The organism is Ralstonia sp. PBBBR1 (genome assembly GCF_002256165.1).
Lineage (GTDB): Bacteria > Pseudomonadota > Gammaproteobacteria > Burkholderiales > Burkholderiaceae > Ralstonia > Ralstonia thomasii.
On sequence record NZ_NKIL01000005.1, the window covers coordinates 258,516 to 283,229 of the forward strand.

Below are 24,714 nucleotides of genomic sequence, written 5' to 3' on the forward strand. Positions count from 1 at the left end.
ACCCAGCTGCCGTTGGTGCGGCAGCGCCGTGAATTATAGCGGCGGCACCGGTGCAGCCCACATGCAAAATTGCAGCATTTCGTGATCGCGCCGTACCGCCAATCCCGCCGTCCTGCGTGCGCTTACCCCTGACGCGACCACAGCGTGCGGCCGAAGAACGTCAGCGCGCGGTCCCACGCATGTTCGGCCCACACCGGGTCGTATTGCGTGATGGCGATGCGGTTCTCGCCCACGGCCGTTTCATTGGCGAAGGCGTGGTGCGCGAGATAGCGGTGGAAGTCCACATCGACGCCAGCATCGACGAGCTTCTTTTCCAGCGCATCGACGCCTTCGATCTTGAAGGCGGTGTCCTGCGTGCCCCAGTGGCCCTGCACCGGCACCTTGATCTTCGAGGCGTCGATGTATTCGAGCGGAGGATAGCCGTACCAGACCACGCCGGCATCCGCTTCCGGCACGTTACTCAGCGTCAGGAGCGTCAGCGCGCCGCCCATGCAGTAGCCCGTCACGCCCACGCGGCCGCAGGTCTGCTTGAGGTATTGCAAGGCGCCGCGCACATCCTGCGTGGCCGCGTCGCCAAAGTTCAGGTTGGTCATCAGGTGGTGCGCTTCTTCCTCTTCCACCGTCATGGTGCCGCGATAGAGGTCGGGCACCAGGGCCACGTAGCCCGCGCGCGCGAGGCGGTCGGCCACGCCGCGAATCTGGTCATTCAGGCCCCACCACTCCTGGATGACGACAATGCCCGGGGCGCCCTCTGCCTTGGCCGGCTTGGCCAGATAGCCCTGGAGTTCCTGCCCATCCGGGCGTTTGAACGTGATCATGGATCCTTGCGATGCGGTCATGCGATGGCTCCTCTGCCTGGAACGAAAACGCACAGCATAGTCCTGCCAGATGAAATTTGCAGGCGGCGCGTCGGCGGGGAACGGGCTGCGTGCGCCTTAGCCCTGCCGATACCCCTCCATCAGGGAGCCGATACGCGGCACAAAGTCTCTATCATGGCGGCACGTTCACACCCTGATTGCCTCCCATGATCAAAACCCTCGGCCTCATCGCCTACCTGCTGGTGCTGCTGATCCACGTCTACATCGTCGTACTCGAGATGGTGCTGTGGAAGACGCGCGGCCCCAAGGTATTCCGCATCACGCCGGAAAAAGCCGCCGAAACCGCCGCCATGGCGTCCAACCAGGGCCTGTACAACGGCTTTCTGGTAGCCGCACTGGTCATTGGGCTGATCGCACCAGACCCCGCCATCAACGCCGCGTTTGCGCTGTTCGGGCTGATCTGCGTGGCGGTGGCCGGCATCTGGGGCGCCGTCACGGTCAACAAACGGATTCTCTTTGTGCAGACGGTGCCGGCCGCGACTGCGCTGGCGCTGGGGTGGTTCGCCTGAAGGCAATGGGTGCCGCGGTGGCGGCAATCCTTGTCTGCCCCGGCGCCGCGCACTAGCTTGAAAGGAGTCAGGAGCGCGTTCGACTGGATGCGCTCTCGCCGACCGGGACCTCGCACATGCCGCCTGCATACCGCCGAATGATCCGAATGCTGGGCAGGGCGTCACTGCTGGCAACCGTGCTGTGTGGTTCCTCCAACTCCGCTCAAGTGAGGCACGCCATGACGCTCGCCTTGACCTCTCCGGCCTTTGCCGCTGGCGGCGAAATCCCCAGCCGCCTGACATGTGAAGGCGCGGACACATCGCCGCCGCTCGCGTGGACCGGCGCCCCGGCAGGCACACGCAGCCTGGCGCTGATCGTCGATGACCCCGACGCGCCCGACCCCGCGGCACCCAAGATGACGTGGGTCCACTGGGTGCTCTACAACATCCCGCCCGGCACCACTTCGCTGGCAGAAGATGCATCACGCAAGGGACTGCCTCCGGGTGCTCGCCCCGGCAACAACGACTGGCAGCGCACCGCTTACGGCGGCCCCTGCCCGCCCATTGGGCGTCATCGCTACTATCACAAGCTTTACGCGCTGAACGTGGAACTACCGGAGCTTGGCGCACCCACCAAGGCCGAACTGGAGCGCGCCATGCGTGGCCACGTGCTGGCTGAAGCCGAGCTCGTCGGTACCTACCAGAAACACAAACCCTGAGCCGGTACGTCAGGAAGTCAGGCGACCTAGTGTCAAGGCTTGGCAACCGCGCCCTTGCGGAACACCGCATACGGCACGCCCCGCTCCGGGTGTGCCGTCGTCTCGTTGATGAAGCGCTCGACATCAGGCACGTCATGCAGCGCCGTCATGAACGGCGCCAACACGTAGCCCGGCGCCACACAGCCCTGCACCAGCATCCACCGCTGCCATACCGTCACCCACAGCGTGGTGTTCTGCTGCCATCCCGGCACGTGAATGGACATCCATTGCAGGCGCCGCTTTGCCGTCTCGGCGATCTCATCGTCGTAGGAAAACGCGTTGGGCAAGCGGCAGCGGCCCTCCACCCAGCAATGGTTGCCATGCTCGATGCGGTGGTGCGAATCGCGCTTCCACTCGGCTTCGCTGATGCGCGGGCCGGCCGGTTCAGGGCAGTTGGCCACGCCCGACGAGATCTGGAAGAACGGGTCGTGACCGCGGTTCTGCAGGTCGTCTTCGGCGTGCGCCCCAGACGCTGACAACAGCAACACCATTGCAATGCAGCGTAAGTCGATCGTCATGGCGGCCTCCTTGGCGGACCCGGCGCAATCGGTTGCTGCAAAGCATAGGTGTTGCGTAACTCAGCGGCCAGGGATCAGCTCAGCGGAATCTCGAAAATCCACTTCAGCGTCCAGCGGTCTGAGGCGCGTGTCAGGCCGCGGCCGATGCCAAAGTTGAAGACGAAAGGCTTGCGGTCCACGTCGAACGCCAGGAACACCGTGTGTTGTTGTTCATGCAAAGGCGCGATGTGGTTGATGGGGCCAAGCCCGGCGTAATACTCCGTGCCGGCGCGCACCCCTGTCGCAACCGTACGTGCAATCTTGAAACTGGGCGCGGCCTCCGGCACGCCGCTGCGCCCGTCCCCCGAGAGATTCCAATCAAGCACCGGGTTGACCGCCCAAAGCCAACGGTCATCCTGATACCCATAGATGGGTCGCAGTTCCGCCGCGTTTTGAGATGCTTCAAAACGGCCGGCCACGTGGGCGAGTTCGACGTTGATGCCTGCAAAGTTCCCCACGCCATCAACTGGACGCACGGGCATCCATTTCACCCGCACCTTCGGACCGGTCACGTAGAACGTGTTCTCGCGCGTGAGCGTGGTCGGCACATAGAGCCCCAGCTCCAGCGAGGGCGTCAGGCCATACGAGAACTCCGCCGTGGCACGCCAGCCGTGCGGTGTCGTGACTTCGCCTGGATAGCTTGGCGTGCCGATGCCGCTGGGCGTGGTGTTGACGTGCAGCTCCAGCCCGAACTCGCCCGGCGCGTTGATATCACCGGTGTAGACCTGGATCTCGTCAGGCAACACCGCGTGCGCCGGCAGCGCAAATGCCGAGAACACAACCGCCGTTCCAATCGCGCGCGCAATGCGTGCACCCACCATGATGACCTCCGGAGCAATCCCGAGATCATAGTGAGGCGATTGCGTGCAGTGCGAAATAACCGGCGGCCGCAGATACAAATCCGCATAAGAGGCATTCGCATTTGCAGGCGTGGGCTGCGCCCCCGCTAGCTCGAGCTCATGTGCGTCGCGAGCAGCGAGGCAAACACATCGTGCAGCTCGGTCTTGCCGAAACGCTGCTCCGACACGCCTTTCTCCACGTCGATCTGCCCGGCGTTGACCGCATCGTAGAGTTCGGTGAGCAGTTGCACATGGTTCGCGCTCAGACCGGCACGCTGCAGCATCGGCGACCAGGCGGTGCGCGGCACGGCGTCGGCAACAATCTCGCGGCCGACGACAGCGCTGAACGCGCGTGCGACGTCGATCAGGCTCACACGGCGCGGGCCTTCCACGCTGACGATGCGAGGTGTGTTGGCCGATGGCCCATCGAGTAGCAACTGGGCGGCCAGCGCGCCTACGTCCTGCGTGGCGACGGTCGCAAACGCGCGATCCAGCGGATAGTGCAGGCTCGGCAGCCGCCCGGTCGCCAGCATGACGGGCAGCATCGCCGCCCAGTTCTGCGCGTGCTCCGGTGAGCGCAGCAGCGTCAGGTGCGTCGCCAGCGGCTTGAGCCGCTCTTCCAGCAGATGGAACAACCGCGTCAGGCCGGTGCCCCGGTCCAGCTCGGCGCCGTAGTCCGACAGGGCCAGGACAGCCGATGGCGGGTTGGCGCGCAGCGCATCGGCGGCTACGTCGATCATGCGCTCCATGGTGAAGGCGGGGTCAACGTCGCCCACCGGCACTGGACACAACATCTGCACAGCCGTCGCGCCCTTGATGGCGGAAGCAACGGAGGCCGGATCGGTCAGATCGGCGATCGCAATCTCGCAGCCGATTCTGGCCAGCGCTTCGCCTTGCCGCGCACTGCGCACGACCGCCCGCACAGGCCGCCCCGCATTGCGCAGCGCTACGGCGGTCGCGCGGCCGACTTTGCCCGACGCCCCAAAGATGACAAACATGTTCGTGCTCCTCTCAAGTGGGAGGCACGAGCTTAGAGCGGGCCCGCAAACCAAACTTGCAGGAACGGAGGAATTTGGCAGATTCGGTGGATCGACTACGCAGCCGGCGGGTCCGCAGCCACGGCCAACGCCTTGCCGGCGCGGATGACGTCACGGGGCGTGACGCCGAGCAACCGCTGCATCCACTGCGTCATATGGCTCTGGTGCGCAAAGCCCACGTCTAGCGCAATCTGCGACGCACTGCGACGGCCTTCCAACAGCAACGCTTTTGCGCGCGCCACCCGGCGCTGCACGACGTAGCGATGCGCCGGCACGCCCAGCGTTGCACGAAACAGCACATTGAAATGGGGCACGCTTAAGCCGGCCTGCGCGGCCAGCTCAGCCAGCGTCAGGCGCGCATGCAGATGGGCTTCGATGTAGTCGATCACGCGCGTAGCCACGCGAGGCGCCAACGTGCCGGTGCGGTCGGCCACACCGGCGGCACCATCCCGACTGCTGCTGAGCAGACGAACGACCAACGCCGTGCACAGACCCTCTGCATATAACGCGTCGGAGGTGTCCTGCGCTTGCAGCTCGGCCCCCAACGCTGCGGCAAGATGACGCACGCGCGCATCGCGCCATTGCAGACGCGGCGTGATGTCGGCTCGCACGCCAATCTGTTCGGCGATGCTGCGTACAGACGTGTCGCCGATGGCGATCCGCAGAATCCGGCAGTCGGCATCGTCCGTCCACATGCCGGGCACGCCTGCGGGAATGACGTCCGCATCGCCGTGTGCCTGGATGCGTGAATAGCGGCGGCCATCGCATACGCAATTCATCCGCACGGGGGCCCCGACATGCACGTTGACGCGGTGCTGCGCCATGGCCGGCACCCGGTACGCGCCGGGGCGGATCCCGAGCAGCGTGGCGGCAAAGCCGTTCCAACCAAGCCCTTCGCTGGAGCGCAGGCTGACTGGAGCGGGTTCAAGCAAGGCGAGAGGCGTGATGGCGTTCATGGCAGGTCCGGGAACTCGGTGGCGCCTCGGCATTCTGCGCCACACGGCGCCCTATCGTCGTCATAACAAAGATCAATTAGATTTCTGATATCGATAGTCAGATACTTGCCAACGTTGTATTTGGCTTCCCCACAGCCGAATTTCCGACGGCCTCCGGGCCGTCTTTTTATTTCTGCGCCCTGCGCTTATGGTGAAACGGGGCACGCATCACAACACGGAGACACGCCAATGGACCGCGACGCATTCGTCAGCGCGCTGAGAGCGGAAGGCTTTACGGAGTTTGTTCTGGTGACGCGAGAGCCGGGCGAGCTGGACACGCACACGCACCCGTTCGAGGCGAAAGCGCTCATCCTGGCCGGCGAAATTCACATCCGCGCAGAAGGCGCGGAGCGCGTCTACCGGCCCGGCGACACGTTTCATCTGGCGGCCAATGCACCGCACACCGAGCGGTACGGCGCGCAGGGTGTGCAGTATCTGGTGGCGCGGCGCTAGTCCGGCAAGTCAGGCGCGCGCTGGATATTGCGCGAGCACCTTGTCGCGAATCGACGGCTTGATATTTGCCAGCGACATGTTGCCGTTGTAGTGCGCCACCACGCGCGGGTTCATCACGCGAAACCACAGCGGCGGCACATAGGCGACCATGATCATCGCCGCATAGCCGGCCGGCAATTGCGGCGAATGCTCGAAATGCCGCAACGCCTGGAAAGACCGCGTCGGGTTGGCGTGGTGATCGGCATGCCGCTGCAGTTGATACAGGAACAGGTTCGTCACCACGTGGTTGCTGTTCCACGAATGCTGCGGCGTGCATCGTTCGTAGCGGCCGCTGGGCAATTGCTGGCGGCACAGGCCGTAGTGCTCGAGATAGTTCACCACTTCCAGCAACGAGGCGCCGTAGATGGCCTGGATGATCAGGAACGGCACCGCCTTGAGCCCGACGAACGCGATGCATACACCCCACAGCACTACCGTCATCGCCCAGGCGTTGAGCACATCGTTACGCCAGGACCAGACCGAGTGGCCCTGCTGCTCCAGCCGACGTTTCTCCAACGCCCAGGCCGATTTGACGCTGCCCACCACCGTACGCGGCAGGAACTCCCAGAACGACTCGCCATAGCGCGCGCTTGCCGGGTCGGCCGGCGTGGCCACGCGCACGTGGTGGCCGCGGTTGTGCTCGACGAAGAAGTGGCCATACGCGACAGGGGCGAGCGTGATCTTGGCCAACCAGCGCTCGAAGCCGTCGGTCTTGTGACCCAGCTCGTGCGCGGTGTTGATCGAGATACCCGTCACCACGCCAACCGAAAACGCGAACGCAAGGTAGTCGTACCAGACAAGGTCATACGTGCGCAGCACCCACATCGATACCGCAAAGCTCACGTAAAGCACGGTGGTCGCCAGGTAGACGATGCGGCGGTAGTAACGCTGTTTTTCCAGCGTCGGGACGACGTCTTCGGGCGGGTTCTCTGGGTCGTCACCAATCAGGAAATCGAGCAGCGGGATGATCGTGAACACGATGAATGGCCCCGCCCACCAGAGCGGATGCCAGCCGGTCGCCAGCGCCGAAACGGCCGCGACGATGGGTAGCGTGATGGTCAGCGCGCCGAGCATCCAAAGATAGCGCTTGCCGTCGGTCCATTCCACGGACGCGACCATGCCGGGTGTTGCCATTGTCTTCCTCCTGTTTTGCCCCGCTGGGCGGCTTGGCTTGTGTACGCACATGCGTGCGCCGCCGGGGTCGTGCCCGACGCTTGCGTTATAGGCGCAACAAGAGGAGAGACCAACGCCAGAAACTAGGCGCAAAACTCCAAACAAGGCGGCCGCCGGGCAGCCCTCTGAAGGCGGAAAAAAAGCAGGCGATTGAAACGAACGATTTAAAAACGGTCGTTCGATTTTGGTGCGACGCACCTGAAAGGAGGCCGGGTGCGAATGCCGACGCCGTGCACCTCAGGCACCGGGCGAACGCCCAAGAATCAGGCGGAGGCGCTCAGGAAGGCGTTGACGGCGGCGAGCACAGCCGCTTCCTGCTCCCGATGCGGCACGTGCCCGCAACGCTGCACGAGCTTGAGCGTGGCGGGCGCGCCAGCCAGCGTGACGATGCGCTCCGGCTGCGCGGTGGAGCCGTATTCGTCTTCGGTGCCGTGCAGCGCCAGCACCGGGCTGCGCACGGCAAGCAGCGCGTCGTCCAGGCACCACTGCGCAAATGCCGGAGACAGCCACGTGTTCACCCACGCATCCAGCACCCATTGCGCCTTGCTGCCGTGGTACCGCTCGAGCCGGCCCATCTGGCCGGGCTCTGCAAACTGCGCCTGGGCGATACGGATGCCTTGGCGCGTTTGCTCTTCCACAAACGCCTGCGCCGACTCGGTAATCAAGCCTGCGCAGCGGCCCGGATACGCTGCGGCAATCGACACCGCCATGCCGCCACCGACGCTGTGGCCGAAGACGAAGAAGCGATCCACGCCAAACTGGTCGGTCAGCGCGGCAAAGCCACCGTACGCTTCCTGCTGGATGAAGCCCGGATCCAACTGGCCGGGATATGCGTCGGATCGGCCAAAGCCGAGCCGGTCATAGGCGATGACCGCATGTCCGGTCGACTGCGCCAGACGCTGCGGAAAATCACGCCACAGCGCGACGCAGCCGAGCGAATCGTGCAGCAGCACGATGGGCGGTTTGGCGGCATCGTTGGCCGGGCCGCCCCATTGCCTGGCATGGAGACGGCCATCGGGCGTGGTGATCCAGGCTTCGGTGCCGTCGACGGACGGCGCAGAAAGCGATTCGGCCATACCCGGTTCAGAACAGGCGGTCCAGCCAGCCGTGCGGGTCCGGTGCGCGGCCGTTCTGCAGATCGACCAGCGCCGCCTTCAGCTTGGTCGTCAGCTCGCCTGCCTTGCCATCGCCGATGGTGAAGTTGTGCTTGTGGCCCTTGACCTTGCCGATGGGCGTGACGACCGCTGCGGTGCCGCACGCAAAGGCTTCACGCAGGCGGCCGCTTTGGGCGTCGGCCTGCCACTGGTCGATGGAGTACGGCTCTTCGCGCACGGTCAGGCCCATGCCGCGCGCCAGCGTGATCAACGAATCGCGCGTGATGCCCGGCAGGATCGTGCCAGTCAGCGGCGGCGTCTGCAGCGAACCGTCATCGAAGACGAAGAACACGTTCATACCGCCCAGCTCTTCGATCCACTTGCGCTCCACCGCGTCGAGGAAGACGACCTGGTCGCAGCCCTCGCGGGTGGCTTCAGCTTGAGCGACCAGGCTGGCGGCGTAGTTGCCGCCGCACTTGGCCTCGCCCGTACCGCCCGGTGCGGCGCGCGTGTAGTTGTCCGACACCCAGATGGTGACGCCCGACGATGCATCGCCCTTGAAGTACGCGCCCACCGGGCACGCAATCACGCAGAACAGGTATTCGGCCGAAGGCTTCACGCCCAGGACCACTTCGGTGGCGATCATGAACGGGCGCAGGTACAGCGCCGAGCCCTGGCCCGACGGAATCCAGTCGCGATCAAGCTTGACCAGCTCGCGCACGGCCTGCAGGAAGAGGTCTTCCGGCAGCGCGGGCATCGCCAGGCGCTTGGCGGAATTCTGGAACCGGCGCGCATTGGCTTCCGGGCGGAACAGCGCACCGCCCCCGTCCGGCAGGCGGTAGGCCTTCATGCCCTCGAAGATTTCCTGCGCGTAGTGCAGCACCAGCGTGGACGGATCGCACTGGATCGGGCCATGCGCGCCGATTTTGGCGTCGTGCCAGCCCTTGCCCTCGGTGTAGCGGATGGTGGCCATGTGATCGGTGAAGACGCGGCCGAAAGCGGGGTTTTCCAGCAGGCGCGCGCGCTCTTCCGCCGGAACAGGGTTCGGGCGCTTCTCGATCGAAATAGCCGATTCGACAACGTTGTTCATACCGTCTCCAAGAGTGCGAGGGGCGCAAAATGCCCAAACCGCTATTTTGCGCCAACGGCGATGCAATTTGGTGGCGTATTCACGCACATGCGGTATTGCAGGCGGCGGAAAAGCCATGCGCCGGGCAGGCGCCCAATGGCATCAGCTGCCGTGACGCAGCGGCTTAAACGCCGCCTTGCTGACGTGGATTCGGCATTGGAATGACGGTAGGGCGATGCATTCGCACGCCCAAGAACTCGATGGTCGCGCATCACCCCTGCGGGACATGGGGCCCTATGGTACGGTTGACAGAATGAACGTCATGATCCGCCATCCCCTGCTGGTTGGTGCTCGGCGGCACAGCGGTGCCGCCTGGGAGCGTTACGCACCATGAGTGATGTGAAACGCGATCCGCGCCGCCCGATCCACGCCGAGAAAGTTGCCGCCAGCCGGGCTTTGCGCCTGAGTGTGCCGGCAGAGGCGCGGCCAGCGCCGGTGAACCGGAAAGACTGGCTCCGGCAACGAAAGGAACAACTGCAGGCCGCCCGCGTGGCAGCCAAACAGCGACGTGACCAACTGAAAGCAGAAATCCTCTCGGCCGCGCAGGAGATTGCGCGCGAAGAGCGGGTTGCCGCCCGGCTGGAAGCCGAACGCGTCAAGGCGGAAACCAGGTCCGCCAGCGTGCATGCCAAGGAAGATGCACGTGCTGCGGCCAAGTTCGAGCGCAGCAAACCGGCTCGCTCGACATCAAAGCGCAAGACGCTCGGAACAGGAAAACGCAAACTGATTTCTTACGCCGATCTCTTGCGCATGCGCGGATAACCTGGCAGCGGTTTTGCGGAGATTCATGCACACATAAACCCGCATGACGGCTACACGTTCGAAGGTACCCGGGATGAAGCGCCGGCATCCTTAGCGTGCCTGTACAGCCTCGGCTCCAGGTTCTTAGCACGCAACGGCGTTGGCTTCGCGTCGAGCTTGCGGAAAATCAACGCGGAAAACACGGTCACCACGCCCATGGTGAAGAACGCCAGCCGATACGCCGGCGCAGCCACGCCAAGCTTGACCGAGAAAAGGCTGACAAGCCCCCCCTCCGATCGATACGCCCAAGCCGATGGCGAGTATCTGCACCATCGAACACAAACTGTTGCCGCTGCCGGCATCCTGATGCGTCGAGGTCACGATGGGGATGACCAGCAAGCCGTACGAAGGCATCGAAGACGGCTCGCTCGACCTGATTGCCGGCAAGCGCCGCGAAGGCGGCCGACGTGGTGTCCCGCTGTTCCGAGGGCAGCTCGAATGGCTTGCCCGGCCCGGTACCGTGGTCGACGTAACTCAGCCGCTGCCGCTCATCCTCGTCAACGAGCCGAGCGTGACGCGTTCCATCGTGCTCGACACGTTGGCCGCAGCGGGTTGGCTGTGGCGCATCGTCTGCACCAGTTGCAGTCATTCCGGATCTATTGCCGCGGCCCGGGGCGGGCTGGGGATTACCGTGCGTGCGCAAAACCTGGCCGGCGGCGGGCTGGTGCCGCCCGTCAATGGCGACGTTTTACCGCCGCTGCCGGCCATCGAGTTCATCACGTTGTTGGCACGGCGCTTGAGCAAGCCTGCGGAAACGCTCTTGCAGCTCATCCGCAAGAGCGACCTGCGCGCCGGGCGGACCGACTGAGCAACGTTCACGTTACGACAATACGGCCTCGTCAACCTGCACCGACTCCTGCGCAACTTCAAGCCGGCTGACGAAACTCAGGCCGCCTTGGCCTGTTGCACGGCATCGAGCTGATCGCCGCCGAGGCTGTCGACCAGGTCGCTCAGCATCCGCGCCAACTCGCCGGTCATCAGCGCGACATCGGAGTCGAAGCGCTCGTCGTCGTTCTGCGCGGTGGGGTCTTCGGCTTCCTTGATCACGTCCAGCGGCGTCACGCGTTTGATCAGGAGCGACGGCGTCAGCACGAAGGAGACCCGGTCGTCCCAGGTCATGGCGAGCCGCATGCATTGCTTGCCAGCTTCGATGTGCCGGCGCATGTCTTCCGCTTCGAGCGCGTGGCCAACGTATCGCACCGTGGCGCCGCCCTCGCCCGTCGAGCGCAACTCGGCGTGCTGGTCGACGGTGAAGCCGCCGGGCGCGTCGCCGGAGAGCAGCCACTCCGTCATCGCCGCAACAGGCGAATGCTTCACATGCACGCTGGTGAGTGGCAATTGATCGATCGACTTGACGAGCAGGCCGCGCACGTCGTCGGCAACCGCCTGCGAAGCTGCATCGATCACGAGCCAGCCATTTGCCGTATCGATCCACACCCGCGTATCGCGGCGAATGCTGAAGGCGCGCGGCAGCAGTTCGTCGGTCACCTGTTCCTTGAGTTCGCGCAGTTGCTTTCGGCCGGGCTTGAAGCCCTGCTGCTCCTCCAGCTCAAGCGCCCGGGCCTTGGTCACCTGATTGATGACGGACGCGGGCAGCAGCTTCTTCTCGGCACGGAATACCAGCAGCATCTGCCCGTTGTTCGAATACACGAGCGCGCCGTCGTCACGCGGCGAGGCCCAGCCGAAGGTCTGCTTTTCTACGCTGTTGCCCGGTTGAAACGCGTGAGGTGCCAGCCACTTTTCAAGCTGGTCAGGGGTCACGGCCCAAGGTGCCGGCAGACGATGAAGCTGGAGATTTTTGAACCACATGGGAGGTCGGGCAAAGTGTGCGATTCTAAATGATGGCGGGGCCCTCCCCCCCAACGGCCGATGGCCAGCCCGACGCGCGCCGCGCGTTCGGCTGGCCCCGGTACTAATATGCAGGTCCTGACGCCGGCATCCGTTGATGACCGATCGGGCGTCCGATTGGAGCTGGAGACAAACGATGACACGCGTTCGCGTTGCGGGCTTCACCCTCTCGCTTGACGGATACGGCGCAGGTCCGGATCAGGACATCAACAATCCGCTCGGCATTGGCGGGATGGAGCTGCACCAGTGGCTGGTCGCGACGCGCACGTTCCAGCGGACCCTGTTCGGCAAGGACGGCGGTACAACTGGCGTTGACGATGACTTTGCCGCCCGTAGTTTCCGGAACGTGGGGGCGTGGATTCTCGGGCGCAACATGTTCGGCCCCATTCGCGGGGATTGGCCCGACGACAACTGGAAAGGCTGGTGGGGCGACAACCCGCCGTATCACGTTCCCGTTTTCGTGTTGACCCACCACGCGCGTGCGCCCATCGAGATGGCGGGCGGCACGACCTTCCACTTCATCACAGGCGGCTTTCGAGAAGCGCTCGACCGTGCGCGCGAGGCCGCTGACGGGAAGGATGTACGCATTGGCGGAGGGCCGAGCACCATCCGGCAGTACCTGCGTGAAGGCCTCATCGATGAACTGCACATCGCGATCTCGCCGGTCTTGCTTGGCCGAGGGGAACCCCTGTTCGAGGGGATCGACTTGCGAGCGCTGGGCTACGCGTGCGTTGAATCCGTAGCATCAGAAAAGGCGACGCATGTTGTTTTGCGGCGCCCATCGCCTACGAACACTTGAACGAACGACGACAGGACGAACGATGACTGAGCGCGATACAAGGCTGCACGGTAGCTGGCGGCTGTTGTCTTTCGAGACCGAGCTTCAGGAGACTAAGGAGCGTACGCAGCCCTGGGGCGCTGACCCCAATGGGTCGCTGATCTTCGGCGCTGACGGGCGCATGATGGTGCTCCTCACCGCGAAAGTGCGGGAGCCGGGGAACACAGACGAGAAGCTGGCGGCGCTGTTCCGTACGATCGTGGCCTATACCGGGCGGTATCGGGTCGAAGACGATCGGTTCATCACGAAGGTTGACGCGTCCTGGAATGAAGTCTGGACCGGCACGGAGCAGGAACGGTTCTATACGCTGGATGGAGACAAGCTGGAAGTGCGCACGGCGTGGATGCCGAACCCATTGGTTTCCGAAAACGCAATGGGCAGGGGTGTTCTCGGTTTCAGGCGCGAGTAACGTCTCCGACAAATTCGATGGCAATGGTCCAGCGCAATGCACAATCCAAAACTTTCCTTCACCAATCAGGAAGCCTGGGAAGCCTGGCTGGAAACCCACGGAGAGGCTGTGGCTGGCGTCTGGCTTCGCATCGCAAAGCGGTCGGCCGAACAATCCACCGTGTCTTATGCAGAGGCCGTTGAGAGCGCCCTCTGCTATGGATGGATCGACGGGCAAAAGCAGGCGGAAAACGAGCACTACTGGCTGCAGCGGTTCACGCCCAGAACCGCCAAGAGCATCTGGTCGAAGATCAACACCGCCAAGGCTGAAGCCTTGATCACCGCCGGGAAAATGCGCCCTGCAGGGCTTCGCGCAATCGAGCTGGCCAAGCAAGACGGCCGCTGGAAGGCGGCCTATTCGTCTGCGGGTACGTCAACCGTGCCGGATGACCTGCAGCAGGCTTTGGATGCCAACCCGAAGGCCAAGCAATTCTTCGCTACCTTGAATGGCCAGAACCGGTACGCGATTCTGTTCAGGATCCAGAACGTAAAGAAGGCCGAGACGCGTGCCAAGAAGATTACTCAGTTCATCGACATGCTGAACAAGGGCGAGAAGCTTCATCCATAGCATTGTCGAACCTGGAAAGCGCTATCGGTTCACGAAGGACCGCCGCCGCTAAGCGTGATCGATTGCCGATGCCGCCGCCCGCAGGGCCAGAAGGTAACTCTGGACGCCAAACCCGCAGATCTGCCCGCTGACGATGTCAGCAAATACCAAGTGATGTCGGAACGGCTCGCGTGCGTGGATGTTGGACATATGCAATTCCACCACCGGACACATCAGGATCGCCAGCGCATCGCGGATGCCGTAGCTGTAATGCGTCCACGCGCCTGCGTTAATCAGCACGGCGTCCTGGCGCTCTTCGAACGCACCATGAATGCGCTCGCACATCGCCGCTTCGCTGTTGGTTTGGAATGACTCCACCTGCACGCCAGGTTCGGCGCCCAACGCCTGCAATCTGATCGTTGCGCGAAACAACCTTTACAAGGTCGGTATGCCTACGGGAAACCGCAACTGCGTGTGCCTAATTGAAAGGCGGTACGGCGTGCGACTGCATGAAGATGGCCGAAGCCGGGGCGTCCTTTGCCGTCTCGTTCGACGGCCGCGCCGGCCTGTGCGGGGTCGACGGGGGCAATGACGCTCCGCGTTGCGCGCGCCCCAGGAAACGCTGCATGAGGCAGAACAGGCACAGCAGCACGCCAATGGCAATGCGCGCCCACCAGGAGCTGAGCGTGCCGTCAAAGGTGATCAGCGACTGGATGACGCCCAGCAACAGCACGCCCACCACACTACCGCTGATCAGCCCCACGCCGCCAGTGAGCAGCGTGCCGCCGACCACCGTGGCGGCAATGGCGTCCAGTTCCATACCTTGCGCGTGCAGCCCGTAGCCGGACAGCATGTAGAACGTGACCAGCACGCCGCCCAGTGCCGAGCAAAACCCGCTGAGCACATAAACGAGGATGCGCGTGCGCACCACCGGCAAACCCATCAGCAACGCAGACCGTTCATTGCCGCCCAGCGCGTACACCGTGCGGCCAAAGCGGCTGCAATGCGCGAGCCACGCCGCCGCGGCAAACACGACCAGCGCAATCACCACGCTGGGCGACACGTAGTTGCCGCCGCCCACCTGGATCTTGTACTGCGACAGCGTGGTGTAGATCGGGTCCGTCATGCTGATCGAATCGATGCTGATGAGGTAGCACAGCCCCCGGGCGAGAAACATGCCGCCCAGCGTGACGATGAACGGCTGGATACGGAATACCTGGATCAGCAAGCCCATCACCAGGCCGAACAGGCAACCGACAGCCAGCACCAGCGGCACCACCACGCCAATCGACCAGCCGTGATGTTCGACCAGCGCGGCGGAGATCATGGTGGTCAGCGCCACCACCGCCCCAACCGACAGATCGATGCCGCCCGACAGAATGACGAACGTCATGCCGATGGCAACGACGATCAGGAACGCGTTGTCGATCAGCAGATTGAGAAACACCTGCACGCTGAAGAAGCCCGTGTAAGTCACCGAGCCGAAGCCGAACAACAGCGCAAACAAAAACAGCGTGACGTAGAACGGCAAGCGCCGTGGATTGATTCTCATGACTGCGCCCCCGCACGGCTGTGGCGTTGAAAGAGCATGCTGCGAAACGCCTCCGATTGCGCCAGGCACACGGCAAACACCACCACGGCTTTCACCACGAGGTTGATTTCTGGTGGCACGCCCATCGAATAGATCGCGTAGGTCAGCGTCTGGATGATGAGCGCCCCGATCACGCTGCCCCACAGGCTGAACTTGCCGCCCGCCAGGGAGGTACCGCCCAGCGTGACGGCCAGGATGGCGTCAAGCTCCAGCAGCAGCCCGGCGTTGTTGCCGTCCGCGCTCTTGACGTTGGAGCAGATGATGAGCCCCGCAACACCGGCCATGGCGCCGCAGAATGCGTAGATGCCAAACAGCAGCGCCTTGGTGTTGAGCCCCGCAAGACGCGCGGCCACGGGGTTGATGCCGACGGCCTCGATAAACAGCCCGAGCGCCGTGCGGTGCATCAACAGCAACAGCAGGCCCAGTACAGCGGCCGCGATGTACAGACCGAAAGGCAGCCCGAACAGATAGCCGTTGCCCACAAAGAAGAACGGCTCGTAGTACACGGTGATGATCTGCCCGCCGGTAATGAGCTGCGCTACGCCGCGCCCGGCCACCATCAGAATCAGCGTGGCAATGATGGGCTGCATGCCTGCACCCGCCACCAGCAAGCCATTCCACAGGCCGCACACCAATGCTGCGCCCACGGCAGCCAGCAGCGCCAGCAGCAGCGGCACCTTCGTCACGTAGACGGGCAGGCCGTTCTGCACGACCAGCGTGCCGCCAACAAGCGATGCCGCAATGGCGCCGGAAATGGCGACCACCGCGCCCACCGAAATATCGATGCCGCCCACCGCAATCACCAGCGTCATGCCCAGCGATACGAGCATGAGCGGTGCTGCGCGGTTGAGGATGTCGATCAGGCTGCCGTACAGATGCCCATTACGAACGTCGAGGTGAAAGAAATGCGGGTTGAACCACGCGTTGAACAAACACAACAGGAGCAGCGTCACGCCCGGCCAGAACAATCGGTGGCTTGTCAGTGCGCGCAGATTGACGGGGTTCATGCAGCGCCTCCGATGGTGGTGGATTGGCTGGCGGGCACGTCGCCGCCGGCAATCACGTGGCACAGGTTGTCTTCCGTCACATCGACGCCGGCCAGCTCGCCCACCTTCTTGCGATCGCGCAGGATCGCCAGCCGGTGGCTCACGCGAAGCACCTCCGGCAGCTCGCTGGAGATGAACAGGATCGCCATGCCCTTGCGGCACTGCGCGGTCACCAGGTCCATGATGTCGAGCTTGGCGGCAATGTCGATACCGCGCGTGGGTTCGTCCAGGATCAGCATGGCCGGGTCGGTCGCCAGCCAGCGCGCGAGCACGGCCTTCTGCTGGTTGCCGCCCGAGAGTTGGCCGATCGGCTTTTCAGCGTCGGGCGTCTTGATGCCGAGCTGGGCGATGTACTGGTCGGCAATCTCGCGCTGGCGCTTCTTGGGCAGATAGCGGAACAGGCCGCGCTTGGCCTGCAGCGCGAGGATGATGTTCTCGCGAATCGACAGTTCGGCAATGATGCCTTCGGTCTTGCGGTCTTCCGGGCAAAAGCCAATACCCTGGCGGATGGCGTCACGCGGCGAACTGAACTGACGCGCTTGCCCCTGCACGTTGATCGAGCCCGCATCGTTGCGGTCAACACCGAACAGCAGCCGCGCGGTCTCGGTGCGGCCCGAGCCCAGCAGGCCGCCAAGGCCGAGCACCTGCCCGGGGCGGACGTCCAGATCGAGCGGTTGCACCACGCCACGACGGCCCATGCCGCGCGCACTCAGGAACGCGGGCGCAGTGTCATCCACGGGCGGCACCTCGGTGCGCTCGAAGCGGCTCGCGTCGATGTCGCGCCCGACCATCTTGTTGATCAGTTGCAGTTGCGGCAGATCGCGCGCGGCATATTCGCCCTCCAGCCGGCCGTTGCGCAGCACGGTAATGCGGTCGGCAATCGCGTAGGTCTGCTCCAGAAAATGGGTGACGAACAGCACGGCCATGCCGCGTGCCTTGAGTGTGCGGATGGCGGCAAACAGGCGGGCTACTTCGTCATCGTCCAGGCTGGAGGTGGGCTCGTCCAGGATCAGGATGCGGGCTTCGGTGGAGAGCGCGCGCGCAATCGCCACCATCTGCTGAATGGCCACCGGGTACAGCGACAGCGGCAGCGTCACGTCGATGTGGATGTTCAGATCAGCCAGCAGCGCCTGCGCCGCCCGGTTGGTGGCACGCCAGTCGATGCTGCCCATGCGCATGGGAAAGCGGCCGATGTGGATGTTCTCTGCCACGGTCAGGTTCGGGCAGAGATTGACCTCCTGGTACACCGTGCTGATGCCGAGCTTTTGCGCCTCCAGCGGCGAGCTTGGCGCGATGGGCTGACCGCCGAGCACGATCTCGCCCGCATCGGGCGCTTCAACGCCCGTCAGCACCTTGATGAGCGTTGACTTACCGGCGCCGTTCTGCCCCATCAGGGCGTGCACTTCTCCTGGCAATAAGCGGAAATCGACCCCGGCCAGCGCCTGCACGCCGGGAAAGTTCTTGCAGATGCCGCGCATGTGCAGCAGCGCGCCGCGTGCATCTGTGGCGGCGGGTTGATCAACGTGATCCGACATGGGTATGGCCTGTGGAGGGGTGCATGCCGGCAAGGCGAGTCACCGTCACCCGCCCTGCCGGCATGCCCCGATTCAGCAAAGGGCTTGCGAACGGCCCCCTCAGTACTTGCGGTTCGGAAATTCCTTGGCCGCCACTTCCATCGGGAAGATGCCTTCCTTGGTGACGATGCGCTTGGGCACAGTCTGGCCCGCCAGCACGGCGCGCGCGGTATCCATCAGTTGCGGCCCGAGCAGCGGGCTGCATTCCACCGTGACGTTCAGCTTGCCGGCCATCATGGCTTCAAACGCGCCCTTCACGCCGTCGATCGAGATGATGGTGATGTCCTTGCCCGGCTTGAGCCCTGCCTCTTCAATGGCCTGGATGGCGCCGATCGCCATGTCGTCGTTGTGCGCGTACAGCACGTTGATCTTCTTGCCCTCCGCTTTCAGGAAGGCTTCCATCACTTCCTTGCCCTTGGCGCGGGTGAAGTCGCCGGTTTGCGAGCGGATGATCTTGTAGTGCGGGTCGGCCTTGATGATCTCTTCAAAGCCGCGCTTGCGGTCGATGGCGGGCGCAGAGCCGACAGTGCCTTGCAGCTCGACGATGTTCACGTCACCCTTGGGCTTGACGTTTTCAAGCAGCCAGCGGCCCGCCTTGCGGCCTTCCTCGACGAAATCCGATCCGATGAACGTGGTGTAGAGCGAGGTGTCTTTGCTGTCGATGCCGCGGTCGGTCAGGATGACCGGGATCTTGGCGGCCTTGGCCTCCTGCAGCACCGTGTCCCAGCCGGATTCCACCACCGGTGAGAACGCAATGACGTCGACCTTCTGCGCGATGTACGAGCGGATTGCCTTGATCTGGTTTTCCTGCTTCTGCTGCGCGTCGGAGAACTTCAGGTTCACGCCCTGCGCCTTGGCCGTCGATTTGATCGACTCCGAATTGGCGGTCCGCCATTCGCTCTCGGCGCCCACCTGGGCAAAACCCATGGTGAACGACTTGTCAGCCGCGTGCGCCGCTGTCGCCAAGCCCGTGGCCAGCAGCACACCGGCCGTAGCCAGGAAGGTCAATACGGTCCGTCTGGCGCACGCAGCGCTCGTTTTTTGCATCGTTTGTCTCCGTTATGGTGGAACGCAGCCGGTCACTACCCCCGGGGCTGCGCACGTCGTCTTTGCAACGCGATACACGAGTCGAATCCGGCATGCGGCGCCCGTCTTCCCTTGCCGGTGATCCGTGGTGAGCCATGGTATGGACAGCCTGACATGACCGTCTAATGTTTTTTTGGGGGCTGACTGATATCGGTTTTGATATCAGACACAGCGTTTGCGCATCGTGCAGCGCACCAACATCGCGCAAGGCGATGCCAGCTGTGCAGACCGCTCAGCCAGAGCTGTGGCGGCGGCGTATGCCAAAAACCGAGCATGCATATCGAAAAAGCTTCGTTCCGCTGCATACGTCAGCTTTTTACACTGGGCGAACTTGTTATGACGAGTTGCGCCCATCCATGACCACCTCAAATTTGCACCGCCAACCTGCCCCGCCGCTCTATGAGCGCATCAAGGGCACGCTGCGCGAGGGCATTCTCAGCGGCCACTACGCGCCGGCCTCGCTGCTGCCGTCGGAAGCGGCGCTGGGCGAGCAGTTCAACGCCAGTCGCATCACCGTGCGTCAGGCACTGGCCGATCTGCAGAACGAAGGGCTGATCTTCCGCCGCCACGGCAAAGGCACGTTTGTGAGCCAGCCCAAGGCCTTTCAGAACGCGACGGCGCTGCAGGGCTTTGCCGAGGCGATGTCGGCACAAGGTCATGCCATCCGTAACCGCGTGCTGAAGCTGCGCACGCTGCCCGCGCCGACCGACGTGGCACAGGCGCTGCAACTGGCACCCGGCACGGCCGTCACGGAATTGCATCGCGTGCGGTTGCTCGATCAGGTGCCGGTTTCCCTTGAGGTGACGTGGCTGCCGGAGCCGCTGGGCAGCAGCGTCGCGCGGGCGGACCTCGTCACGCGCGATGTTTTCCTCGTGCTGGAGCAGGACGCAGGGGTGGCGCTCGGTCATGCGACGCTGGCCATCGATGCGGCGCTGGCCGACCACGCCACCGCAACCGCACTCGAGACGGGCGCAGGCGCGGCACTGTTGCGCGTGGAGCGTCTGACGCACGACGCACAGGGCACGCCCATCGACTTCGAACGCCTGTATTTTCGCGGCGACGCCTTCCAGTACCGGCTTCGGCTGGATCGGCAGGTGGCGGCGCATGCGCAATCCATCCTTCCTTTGCAAGGCACCAAATGAACACGTTGGAACTGGAGTACGACCTCGTCGTCGTGGGCGGCGGCACGGCCGGCCCGATGACGGCCATCAAGGCAAAAGAACGCAACCCTGCGCTGCGTGTGCTGCTGATCGACAAGGCGCACGTGAAGCGCAGCGGCGCCATCTCGATGGGCATGGACGGGCTGAACAACGCGGTCATTCCGGGGCATGCCACGCCTGAGCAATACACGCGCGAAATCACCTTGGCCAACGATGGCATCGTCGATCAATCGGGCGTGTATGCGTATGCGCAGCACAGCTTTGCCACCATCGAGCAGCTTGACCGCTGGGGCGTGAAGTTCGAGAAGGACGAAACCGGCGACTATGCCGTCAAGAAGGTCCACCACATGGGCAGCTACGTGCTGCCGATGCCGGAGGGGCACGACATCAAGAAGGTGCTGTATCGCCAGCTCAAGCGTGCGCGGGTGGAGATCACGAACCGCATTGTCGTCACGCGTGTGCTGACGGATGCCGATGGCGCCGCCTGCGGCGTGCTCGGCTTCGATTGCCGCACGGCGGATTTCCTCGTGGTGCGCGCAAAGGCCGTGGTGCTGAGCTGCGGTGCGGCTGGGCGGCTTGGCTTGCCGGCCTCCGGCTACCTGATGGGCACATACGAAAACCCCACCAACGCGGGCGATGGCTATGCCATGGCGTATCACGCGGGCGCGGAGCTTTCCAACCTGGAATGCTTCCAAATCAACCCGCTCATCAAGGATTACAACGGCCCCGCCTGCGCGTATGTGACCGGCCCGCTGGGCGGCTACACCGCCAACGCGCGCGGCGAACGCTTCATCCAGTGCGACTACTGGAGCGGCCAGATGATGTGGGAGTTCTACCAGGAGCTGCAGGGCGGAAAGGGGCCGGTGTTTCTCAAGCTCGACCATCTGGCCGAAGAAACCATCCAGACCATCGAGACCATCCTGCACACCAACGAGCGCCCGAGCCGCGGCCGCTTCCACGCGGGGCGCGGCACCGATTACCGGACGCAGATGGTGGAGATGCACATCTCGGAAATCGGCTTCTGCAGCGGGCACAGCGCGTCTGGCGTGTATGTGAATGCACGCGCGGAAACCACCGTGCCGGGCCTTTACGCGGCGGGCGACATGGCGGCCGTGCCGCACAACTACATGCTCGGCGCGTTTACGTATGGCTGGTTTGCGGGGCAGAACGCGGCGGACTACATCGCGGGCCGGCAAGGCGTCGCCCGCGTCGACGACGCGCAGATCGAACGAGAACGCGCGCGCATCTTTGCGCCGCTGCAACGCGACCACGGACTGGCCCCCGCGCAAGTGGAATACAAGCTGCGCCGCATGGTGAACGATTACCTGCAGCCACCCAAGGTCACACGCAAGATGGAAATCGGCCTGCGGAGGTTCGACGAGATTGCCGAAGACATCACCCACCTGCACGCACGCAACCCGCACGAGCTGATGCGCGCGATGGAAGTCAGCTTCATCCGCGATTGCGCCGAGATGGCCGCGCGCGCCTCGCTCTTCCGCACCGAGAGCCGCTGGGGCCTGTACCACCACCGCGTGGATTACCCCGAACGTGACGACGCCAACTGGTTCTGCCACACGCGCCTGTACAAGGACGCGCACGGCGCCATGACCAGCCGCAAGCAGGCGGTTGAACCGTACGTCATCCCTGTCGATGTGCTCGGCACCGATTCCTACGCGCACATGCGCATTCCGAAGGCTGCATGACCATGCAACAGACGACCGTTCATTTCACCCACACGCCGCACGACATCACCTCGCGCAGCAGCGCACCCGTCACCATCGACGAAGCCAAGTGCATTGCCGACAAGGGCTGCACCGTGTGCGTCGACGTCTGCCCGCTCGACCTGCTCGCCATCGACCTGACCAAAGGCAAGGCCTTCATGCAGTTCGACGAATGCTGGTACTGCATGCCGTGCGAGCAGGATTGCCCGACCGGCGCGGTGAAGGTCGACATCCCGTATCTGCTGCGCTGAGGCCCCGATGACGACAACACCCCTGGCGCGTCTGCACGACGCGGATGCCGCCACCCGCCGCGTTGCCCTGCTGCAGATCGCCGATGAAGAAGACGCCGATTCGCTGCCGAACGTGATTGCGCTGCTTGAGCAAGACCCTGCCCCCGAAGTTCGGCTGGAAGCTGCGCGCATCCTGGCAACGTGGGAACAGCCGGATACCGTGGCCGCGCTCGCCCGTGCGCTGGAAGACGCGGATGGCACCGTGCGTGATGCAGCCGCAATCGGCCTGGCGGATTTGAAGTCGCCCGAGTCTGCGCCGGCGCTGTTGCCTTACGTCGACCATGCCAGCGCCTTTGTACGCGCCGCCGCATTGCGTGGGCTGCGTGAACTGCGAGTGCCCGAGAGCGAAGCACCCGCGCTGCACGCCTTGCAAGACGCAGACGCCGCCGTGCGTCGCGAGGCCGTTGCGGTGCTCGGCTGGCGCAAGCATGTGGGCGCATTGCCTGCTCTGGCGGAACGCGCACGCCATGACGCGGATGTCGACGTGCGCCGTGCCGCAGTCGGCGCCCTCGGCCTCGCCACCGATGCCGCCGTGCTGCCCGCGTTGCTCGATGCGCTGCAAGACACCGCTTGGCGCGTACGTGAGGAAAGCGCAAGCACGCTCGGCAAACTGCGGGCGTTGGCTCCGGACCCACATGTCACGCCAGCGTTGGTGGATGCGCTGGCCGATGCGTATTGGCAGGTCCGTCTACAGGCGGCCCGCGCGCTTGGCCGGTGGCGCGCCGCGCATGCCGTCGATGCGCTCGCTGCGTTGCTCATGCACACAATCAGCAACCTGCGCAAGGAGGCCGCACTCGCACTGGGAGAGATCGGCGAAGCCTCTGCCCTGCCGGCCCTGCACAGCGCACAAACCGATGGGGACCCGGAAGTCGTCAAGGCCGTGCGGATCGCCTTGGCACAAATCGAGCGCGCCCGTGCAGCTGCCTGAGCATATCGACAACGACGTCGCACAAGGCCGGCTGCGGCTTCACTGGGCAGACGCCGTTGTCGCACTCGACCACGCCGTGTTGCGCGAAGCGTGCCGCTGTGCGGAGTGCCAGTTCAAGCGCCATCACGGCACGCCGATCAACGTGCCGGTCGCCGTGCGCGTCACCACCATCGCGCCTGCGGGTTACGGCGTGCAACTGGTTTTCAGTGATGGACATGCGCGCGGCATCTATCCATGGGCGTATCTGGCGGAGCTTGCCGCCATAGCAGCGCCGGGCTGACGTTGGCGGCGTCTATCCACATGCAATCTTGTTCGTTCCTTCGTGCGTGCGCTGTCCGTAGCATCAGCTGCACAACACAGACGACGCAGGAGGAACCATGCAAAGCCATCCGCCCCACACCGCCCCATCTGGCCGCCGACGCTGGCTAGCCGCATTGCTTGGCGCCGGCATGGCGCTGTGCGCAGGCCTGACGCAGGCCGCCGACCCGACCACGGTGCGTATCGGCTTTCAGAAAGCCGGACTGCTGGCGGTGCTGAAAGCGCAAGGCGCGCTCGACAAACCGCTGGCCGAGCTTGGCTACAAGGTGGAATGGAAGGAATTCCCTGCCGGGCCTCAACTGCTGGAGGCGCTCAACACCGGCAGCATTGAGTTCGGCTACACCGGCGCGCCGCCGGCCGTGTTTGCGCAGGCCGCAGGCGCAGGCCGCAGGCGCACGCCTTGTCTATGTGGGGGCCGAGCCGGGCGGCAAGACCAACGAGGCGCTGTTCGTGCTCGACAGCTCACCCGCGCACAGCGTGGCTGACCTGAAAGGCAAGCGCATCGCGCTGCAAAAGGGCTCCAGCTCCAACTACCTGCTGGTGCAGCTGCTTCGTCGCGCCAACCTCACGGTGCAGGATATTCAGCCGATCTACCTGCCACCGGCCGAGGCGCGGGCTGCCTTCGAGAGCGGCGCGGTCGATGCATGGGTCGTGTGGGATCCGTATTACGCGCTGGCACAGAAGGCGTTGAAGACACGCACGCTGGGCGATTTCAGCGAGCTGCCGGTGTTCAACTTCTACGAAGCCACGCCGGAATTCGTGAACACGCATCCGCGCGCGGTCAATGCCATCCTGGCCCAGCTGCGCACGGCCGGCCTGTGGGTGAATCAGCATCCGCAGGAAACCGCCGCCCTGCTTGCGCCCAAACTCGGCATCGAGCAGCCCGTTGTGGAGACCTGGTTGCGGCGCGTGCCCTACGGCGTCACGCCGGTCACGCCGCAGATCGTGGCCTCGCAGCAGCAGATTGCCGACCTGTTCCTGCAGCAGAAGCTGATTCCGAAACCGGTGAACGTACAAAGCGCTGTCTGGCAGGCGAGCTTTCCGGTAGCGGGATTGTGAGCCGCCGGCGGCCGCGCGCA

25 protein-coding genes and 3 pseudogenes are annotated in these 24,714 nt (G+C 64.2%); 14 read left to right on the forward strand and 14 right to left on the reverse strand.

Annotation, left to right across the window (positions count from 1 at the left end; all coding sequences use genetic code 11):
- Nucleotides 1-122 precede the first annotated feature (122 nt).
- Nucleotides 123-839: a dienelactone hydrolase family protein gene (locus tag CFE42_RS09850; RefSeq protein WP_004627630.1), complete on the reverse strand. Its 717-nt coding sequence runs from the start codon at nucleotides 837-839 to the stop codon at nucleotides 123-125.
- Between the two features lie 185 nt (nucleotides 840-1,024).
- Here CFE42_RS09850 and CFE42_RS09855 point away from each other — a divergent pair, with 185 nt between their 5' ends.
- Together CFE42_RS09855 and CFE42_RS09860 are read left to right on the forward strand one after the other, a co-directional pair.
- On the forward strand, nucleotides 1,025-1,387 hold the full coding sequence (locus tag CFE42_RS09855) for a DUF1304 domain-containing protein (RefSeq protein ID WP_004627631.1): 363 nt from the start codon (nucleotides 1,025-1,027) through the stop codon (nucleotides 1,385-1,387).
- Between the two features lie 218 nt (nucleotides 1,388-1,605).
- Complete coding sequence (locus CFE42_RS09860) at nucleotides 1,606-2,085, forward strand: YbhB/YbcL family Raf kinase inhibitor-like protein (RefSeq protein WP_004627634.1); 480 nt, start codon at nucleotides 1,606-1,608, stop codon at nucleotides 2,083-2,085.
- Nucleotides 2,086-2,117: 32 nt separating this feature from the next.
- On the opposite strand, the gene CFE42_RS09865 is transcribed toward CFE42_RS09860, so the two are convergent.
- The 4 genes from CFE42_RS09865 to CFE42_RS09880 all read right to left on the reverse strand — a co-directional run bounded on the left by CFE42_RS09865 (nucleotide 2,118) and on the right by CFE42_RS09880 (nucleotide 5,513).
- Nucleotides 2,118-2,642 carry a hypothetical protein gene (locus tag CFE42_RS09865; RefSeq protein WP_004627635.1) on the reverse strand — a complete coding sequence of 175 codons (525 nt, stop codon included), beginning with the start codon at nucleotides 2,640-2,642 and terminating at the stop codon, nucleotides 2,118-2,120.
- Nucleotides 2,643-2,716: 74 nt separating this feature from the next.
- On the reverse strand, nucleotides 2,717-3,502 hold the full coding sequence (locus CFE42_RS09870; protein ID WP_004627638.1) for a hypothetical protein: 786 nt from the start codon (nucleotides 3,500-3,502) through the stop codon (nucleotides 2,717-2,719).
- 125 nt (nucleotides 3,503-3,627) lie between these two features.
- Nucleotides 3,628-4,518 (reverse strand): NAD(P)H-binding protein, encoded by an 891-nt coding sequence (locus CFE42_RS09875; RefSeq protein WP_004627639.1) that lies wholly within the window; start codon nucleotides 4,516-4,518, stop codon nucleotides 3,628-3,630.
- Between the two features lie 95 nt (nucleotides 4,519-4,613).
- Nucleotides 4,614-5,513 (reverse strand): AraC family transcriptional regulator, encoded by a 900-nt coding sequence (locus CFE42_RS09880; protein WP_004627642.1) that lies wholly within the window; start codon nucleotides 5,511-5,513, stop codon nucleotides 4,614-4,616.
- 228 nt (nucleotides 5,514-5,741) lie between these two features.
- Here CFE42_RS09880 and CFE42_RS09885 point away from each other — a divergent pair, with 228 nt between their 5' ends.
- A complete protein-coding gene (locus CFE42_RS09885) occupies nucleotides 5,742-6,005 on the forward strand; it encodes a cupin domain-containing protein (protein WP_004627644.1) in 264 nt (87 codons plus the stop codon).
- Nucleotides 6,006-6,014: 9 nt separating this feature from the next.
- Here CFE42_RS09885 and CFE42_RS09890 read toward each other — a convergent pair whose 3' ends face one another.
- From CFE42_RS09890 to CFE42_RS09900, 3 genes are all read right to left on the reverse strand, one after another.
- A complete protein-coding gene (locus CFE42_RS09890; protein ID WP_004627646.1) occupies nucleotides 6,015-7,178 on the reverse strand; it encodes an alkane 1-monooxygenase in 1,164 nt (387 codons plus the stop codon).
- A 302-nt stretch (nucleotides 7,179-7,480) separates the two neighbouring features.
- Complete coding sequence (locus CFE42_RS09895) at nucleotides 7,481-8,293, reverse strand: alpha/beta hydrolase (RefSeq protein ID WP_004627647.1); 813 nt, start codon at nucleotides 8,291-8,293, stop codon at nucleotides 7,481-7,483.
- Between the two features lie 7 nt (nucleotides 8,294-8,300).
- Nucleotides 8,301-9,401, reverse strand: a complete 1,101-nt coding sequence (locus tag CFE42_RS09900; RefSeq protein ID WP_004627649.1) for a branched-chain amino acid aminotransferase — start codon at nucleotides 9,399-9,401, stop codon at nucleotides 8,301-8,303.
- Between the two features lie 369 nt (nucleotides 9,402-9,770).
- Here CFE42_RS09900 and CFE42_RS09905 point away from each other — a divergent pair, with 369 nt between their 5' ends.
- Nucleotides 9,771-10,202, forward strand: coding sequence for a hypothetical protein (locus CFE42_RS09905; protein ID WP_004627650.1), 432 nt, complete (start codon nucleotides 9,771-9,773; stop codon nucleotides 10,200-10,202).
- 338 nt (nucleotides 10,203-10,540) lie between these two features.
- Nucleotides 10,541-11,049, forward strand: a pseudogene (locus tag CFE42_RS09915) (LysR substrate-binding domain-containing protein); the annotation flags it as partial.
- Nucleotides 11,050-11,126: 77 nt separating this feature from the next.
- Here CFE42_RS09915 and CFE42_RS09920 read toward each other — a convergent pair.
- Nucleotides 11,127-12,050, reverse strand: a complete 924-nt coding sequence (locus tag CFE42_RS09920) for a recombination-associated protein RdgC (RefSeq protein WP_004627654.1) — start codon at nucleotides 12,048-12,050, stop codon at nucleotides 11,127-11,129.
- 175 nt (nucleotides 12,051-12,225) lie between these two features.
- On the opposite strand from CFE42_RS09920, the gene CFE42_RS09925 reads away from it, so the two are divergent.
- From CFE42_RS09925 to CFE42_RS09935, 3 genes are read left to right on the forward strand one after another with little or no spacing between them, the layout of a single operon-like run.
- Nucleotides 12,226-12,888 carry a dihydrofolate reductase family protein gene (locus CFE42_RS09925; protein WP_004627657.1) on the forward strand — a complete coding sequence of 221 codons (663 nt, stop codon included), beginning with the start codon at nucleotides 12,226-12,228 and terminating at the stop codon, nucleotides 12,886-12,888.
- A gap of 22 nt (nucleotides 12,889-12,910) precedes the next feature.
- Nucleotides 12,911-13,336, forward strand: a complete 426-nt coding sequence (locus CFE42_RS09930; RefSeq protein ID WP_004627659.1) for a lipocalin-like domain-containing protein — start codon at nucleotides 12,911-12,913, stop codon at nucleotides 13,334-13,336.
- 36 nt (nucleotides 13,337-13,372) lie between these two features.
- The gene (locus CFE42_RS09935; protein ID WP_004627660.1) at nucleotides 13,373-13,942 is read left to right on the forward strand and encodes a YdeI/OmpD-associated family protein; all 570 of its coding nucleotides are present in this window, start codon (nucleotides 13,373-13,375) and stop codon (nucleotides 13,940-13,942) included.
- A 48-nt stretch (nucleotides 13,943-13,990) separates the two neighbouring features.
- Here CFE42_RS09935 and CFE42_RS09940 read toward each other — a convergent pair.
- From CFE42_RS09940 to CFE42_RS09960, 5 genes and pseudogenes are all read right to left on the reverse strand, one after another.
- Nucleotides 13,991-14,335: pseudogene (locus CFE42_RS09940) on the reverse strand (type II 3-dehydroquinate dehydratase); the annotation flags it as partial.
- Between the two features lie 64 nt (nucleotides 14,336-14,399).
- Nucleotides 14,400-15,473: a galactofuranose ABC transporter, permease protein YjfF gene (gene yjfF / locus CFE42_RS09945; protein ID WP_004627666.1), complete on the reverse strand. Its 1,074-nt coding sequence runs from the start codon at nucleotides 15,471-15,473 to the stop codon at nucleotides 14,400-14,402.
- A complete protein-coding gene (locus tag CFE42_RS09950; RefSeq protein WP_004627668.1) occupies nucleotides 15,470-16,519 on the reverse strand; it encodes an ABC transporter permease in 1,050 nt (349 codons plus the stop codon). The genes yjfF and CFE42_RS09950 overlap by 4 nt, the downstream gene beginning before the upstream one ends.
- On the reverse strand, nucleotides 16,516-18,093 hold the full coding sequence (locus CFE42_RS09955; protein ID WP_004627671.1) for a sugar ABC transporter ATP-binding protein: 1,578 nt from the start codon (nucleotides 18,091-18,093) through the stop codon (nucleotides 16,516-16,518). Before CFE42_RS09955 ends, CFE42_RS09950 begins: the two co-directional genes overlap by 4 nt.
- Nucleotides 18,094-18,192: 99 nt before the next feature.
- Nucleotides 18,193-19,179, reverse strand: a complete 987-nt coding sequence (locus CFE42_RS09960) for an ABC transporter substrate-binding protein (RefSeq protein ID WP_004627673.1) — start codon at nucleotides 19,177-19,179, stop codon at nucleotides 18,193-18,195.
- Nucleotides 19,180-19,574: 395 nt separating this feature from the next.
- Here CFE42_RS09960 and CFE42_RS09965 point away from each other — a divergent pair, with 395 nt between their 5' ends.
- The 6 genes and pseudogenes from CFE42_RS09965 to CFE42_RS09990 all read left to right on the forward strand — a co-directional run bounded on the left by CFE42_RS09965 (nucleotide 19,575) and on the right by CFE42_RS09990 (nucleotide 24,694).
- The gene (locus tag CFE42_RS09965) at nucleotides 19,575-20,360 is read left to right on the forward strand and encodes a GntR family transcriptional regulator (RefSeq protein WP_004627675.1); all 786 of its coding nucleotides are present in this window, start codon (nucleotides 19,575-19,577) and stop codon (nucleotides 20,358-20,360) included.
- Nucleotides 20,357-22,081, forward strand: a complete 1,725-nt coding sequence (locus CFE42_RS09970; RefSeq protein ID WP_004627678.1) for a fumarate reductase/succinate dehydrogenase flavoprotein subunit — start codon at nucleotides 20,357-20,359, stop codon at nucleotides 22,079-22,081. Before CFE42_RS09965 ends, CFE42_RS09970 begins: the two co-directional genes overlap by 4 nt.
- Before the next feature lie 2 nt (nucleotides 22,082-22,083).
- Entirely contained in the window at nucleotides 22,084-22,350 is a 267-nt protein-coding gene (locus tag CFE42_RS09975) for a ferredoxin family protein (RefSeq protein ID WP_004627681.1), read from the forward strand.
- A 7-nt stretch (nucleotides 22,351-22,357) separates the two neighbouring features.
- Nucleotides 22,358-23,317 (forward strand): HEAT repeat domain-containing protein, encoded by a 960-nt coding sequence (locus CFE42_RS09980; protein WP_004627683.1) that lies wholly within the window; start codon nucleotides 22,358-22,360, stop codon nucleotides 23,315-23,317.
- Nucleotides 23,304-23,597: a DUF971 domain-containing protein gene (locus CFE42_RS09985; RefSeq protein ID WP_004627686.1), complete on the forward strand. Its 294-nt coding sequence runs from the start codon at nucleotides 23,304-23,306 to the stop codon at nucleotides 23,595-23,597. Before CFE42_RS09980 ends, CFE42_RS09985 begins: the two co-directional genes overlap by 14 nt.
- 97 nt (nucleotides 23,598-23,694) lie before the next feature.
- A pseudogene (locus CFE42_RS09990) lies at nucleotides 23,695-24,694 on the forward strand (aliphatic sulfonate ABC transporter substrate-binding protein).
- Nucleotides 24,695-24,714: the final 20 nt, after the last annotated feature.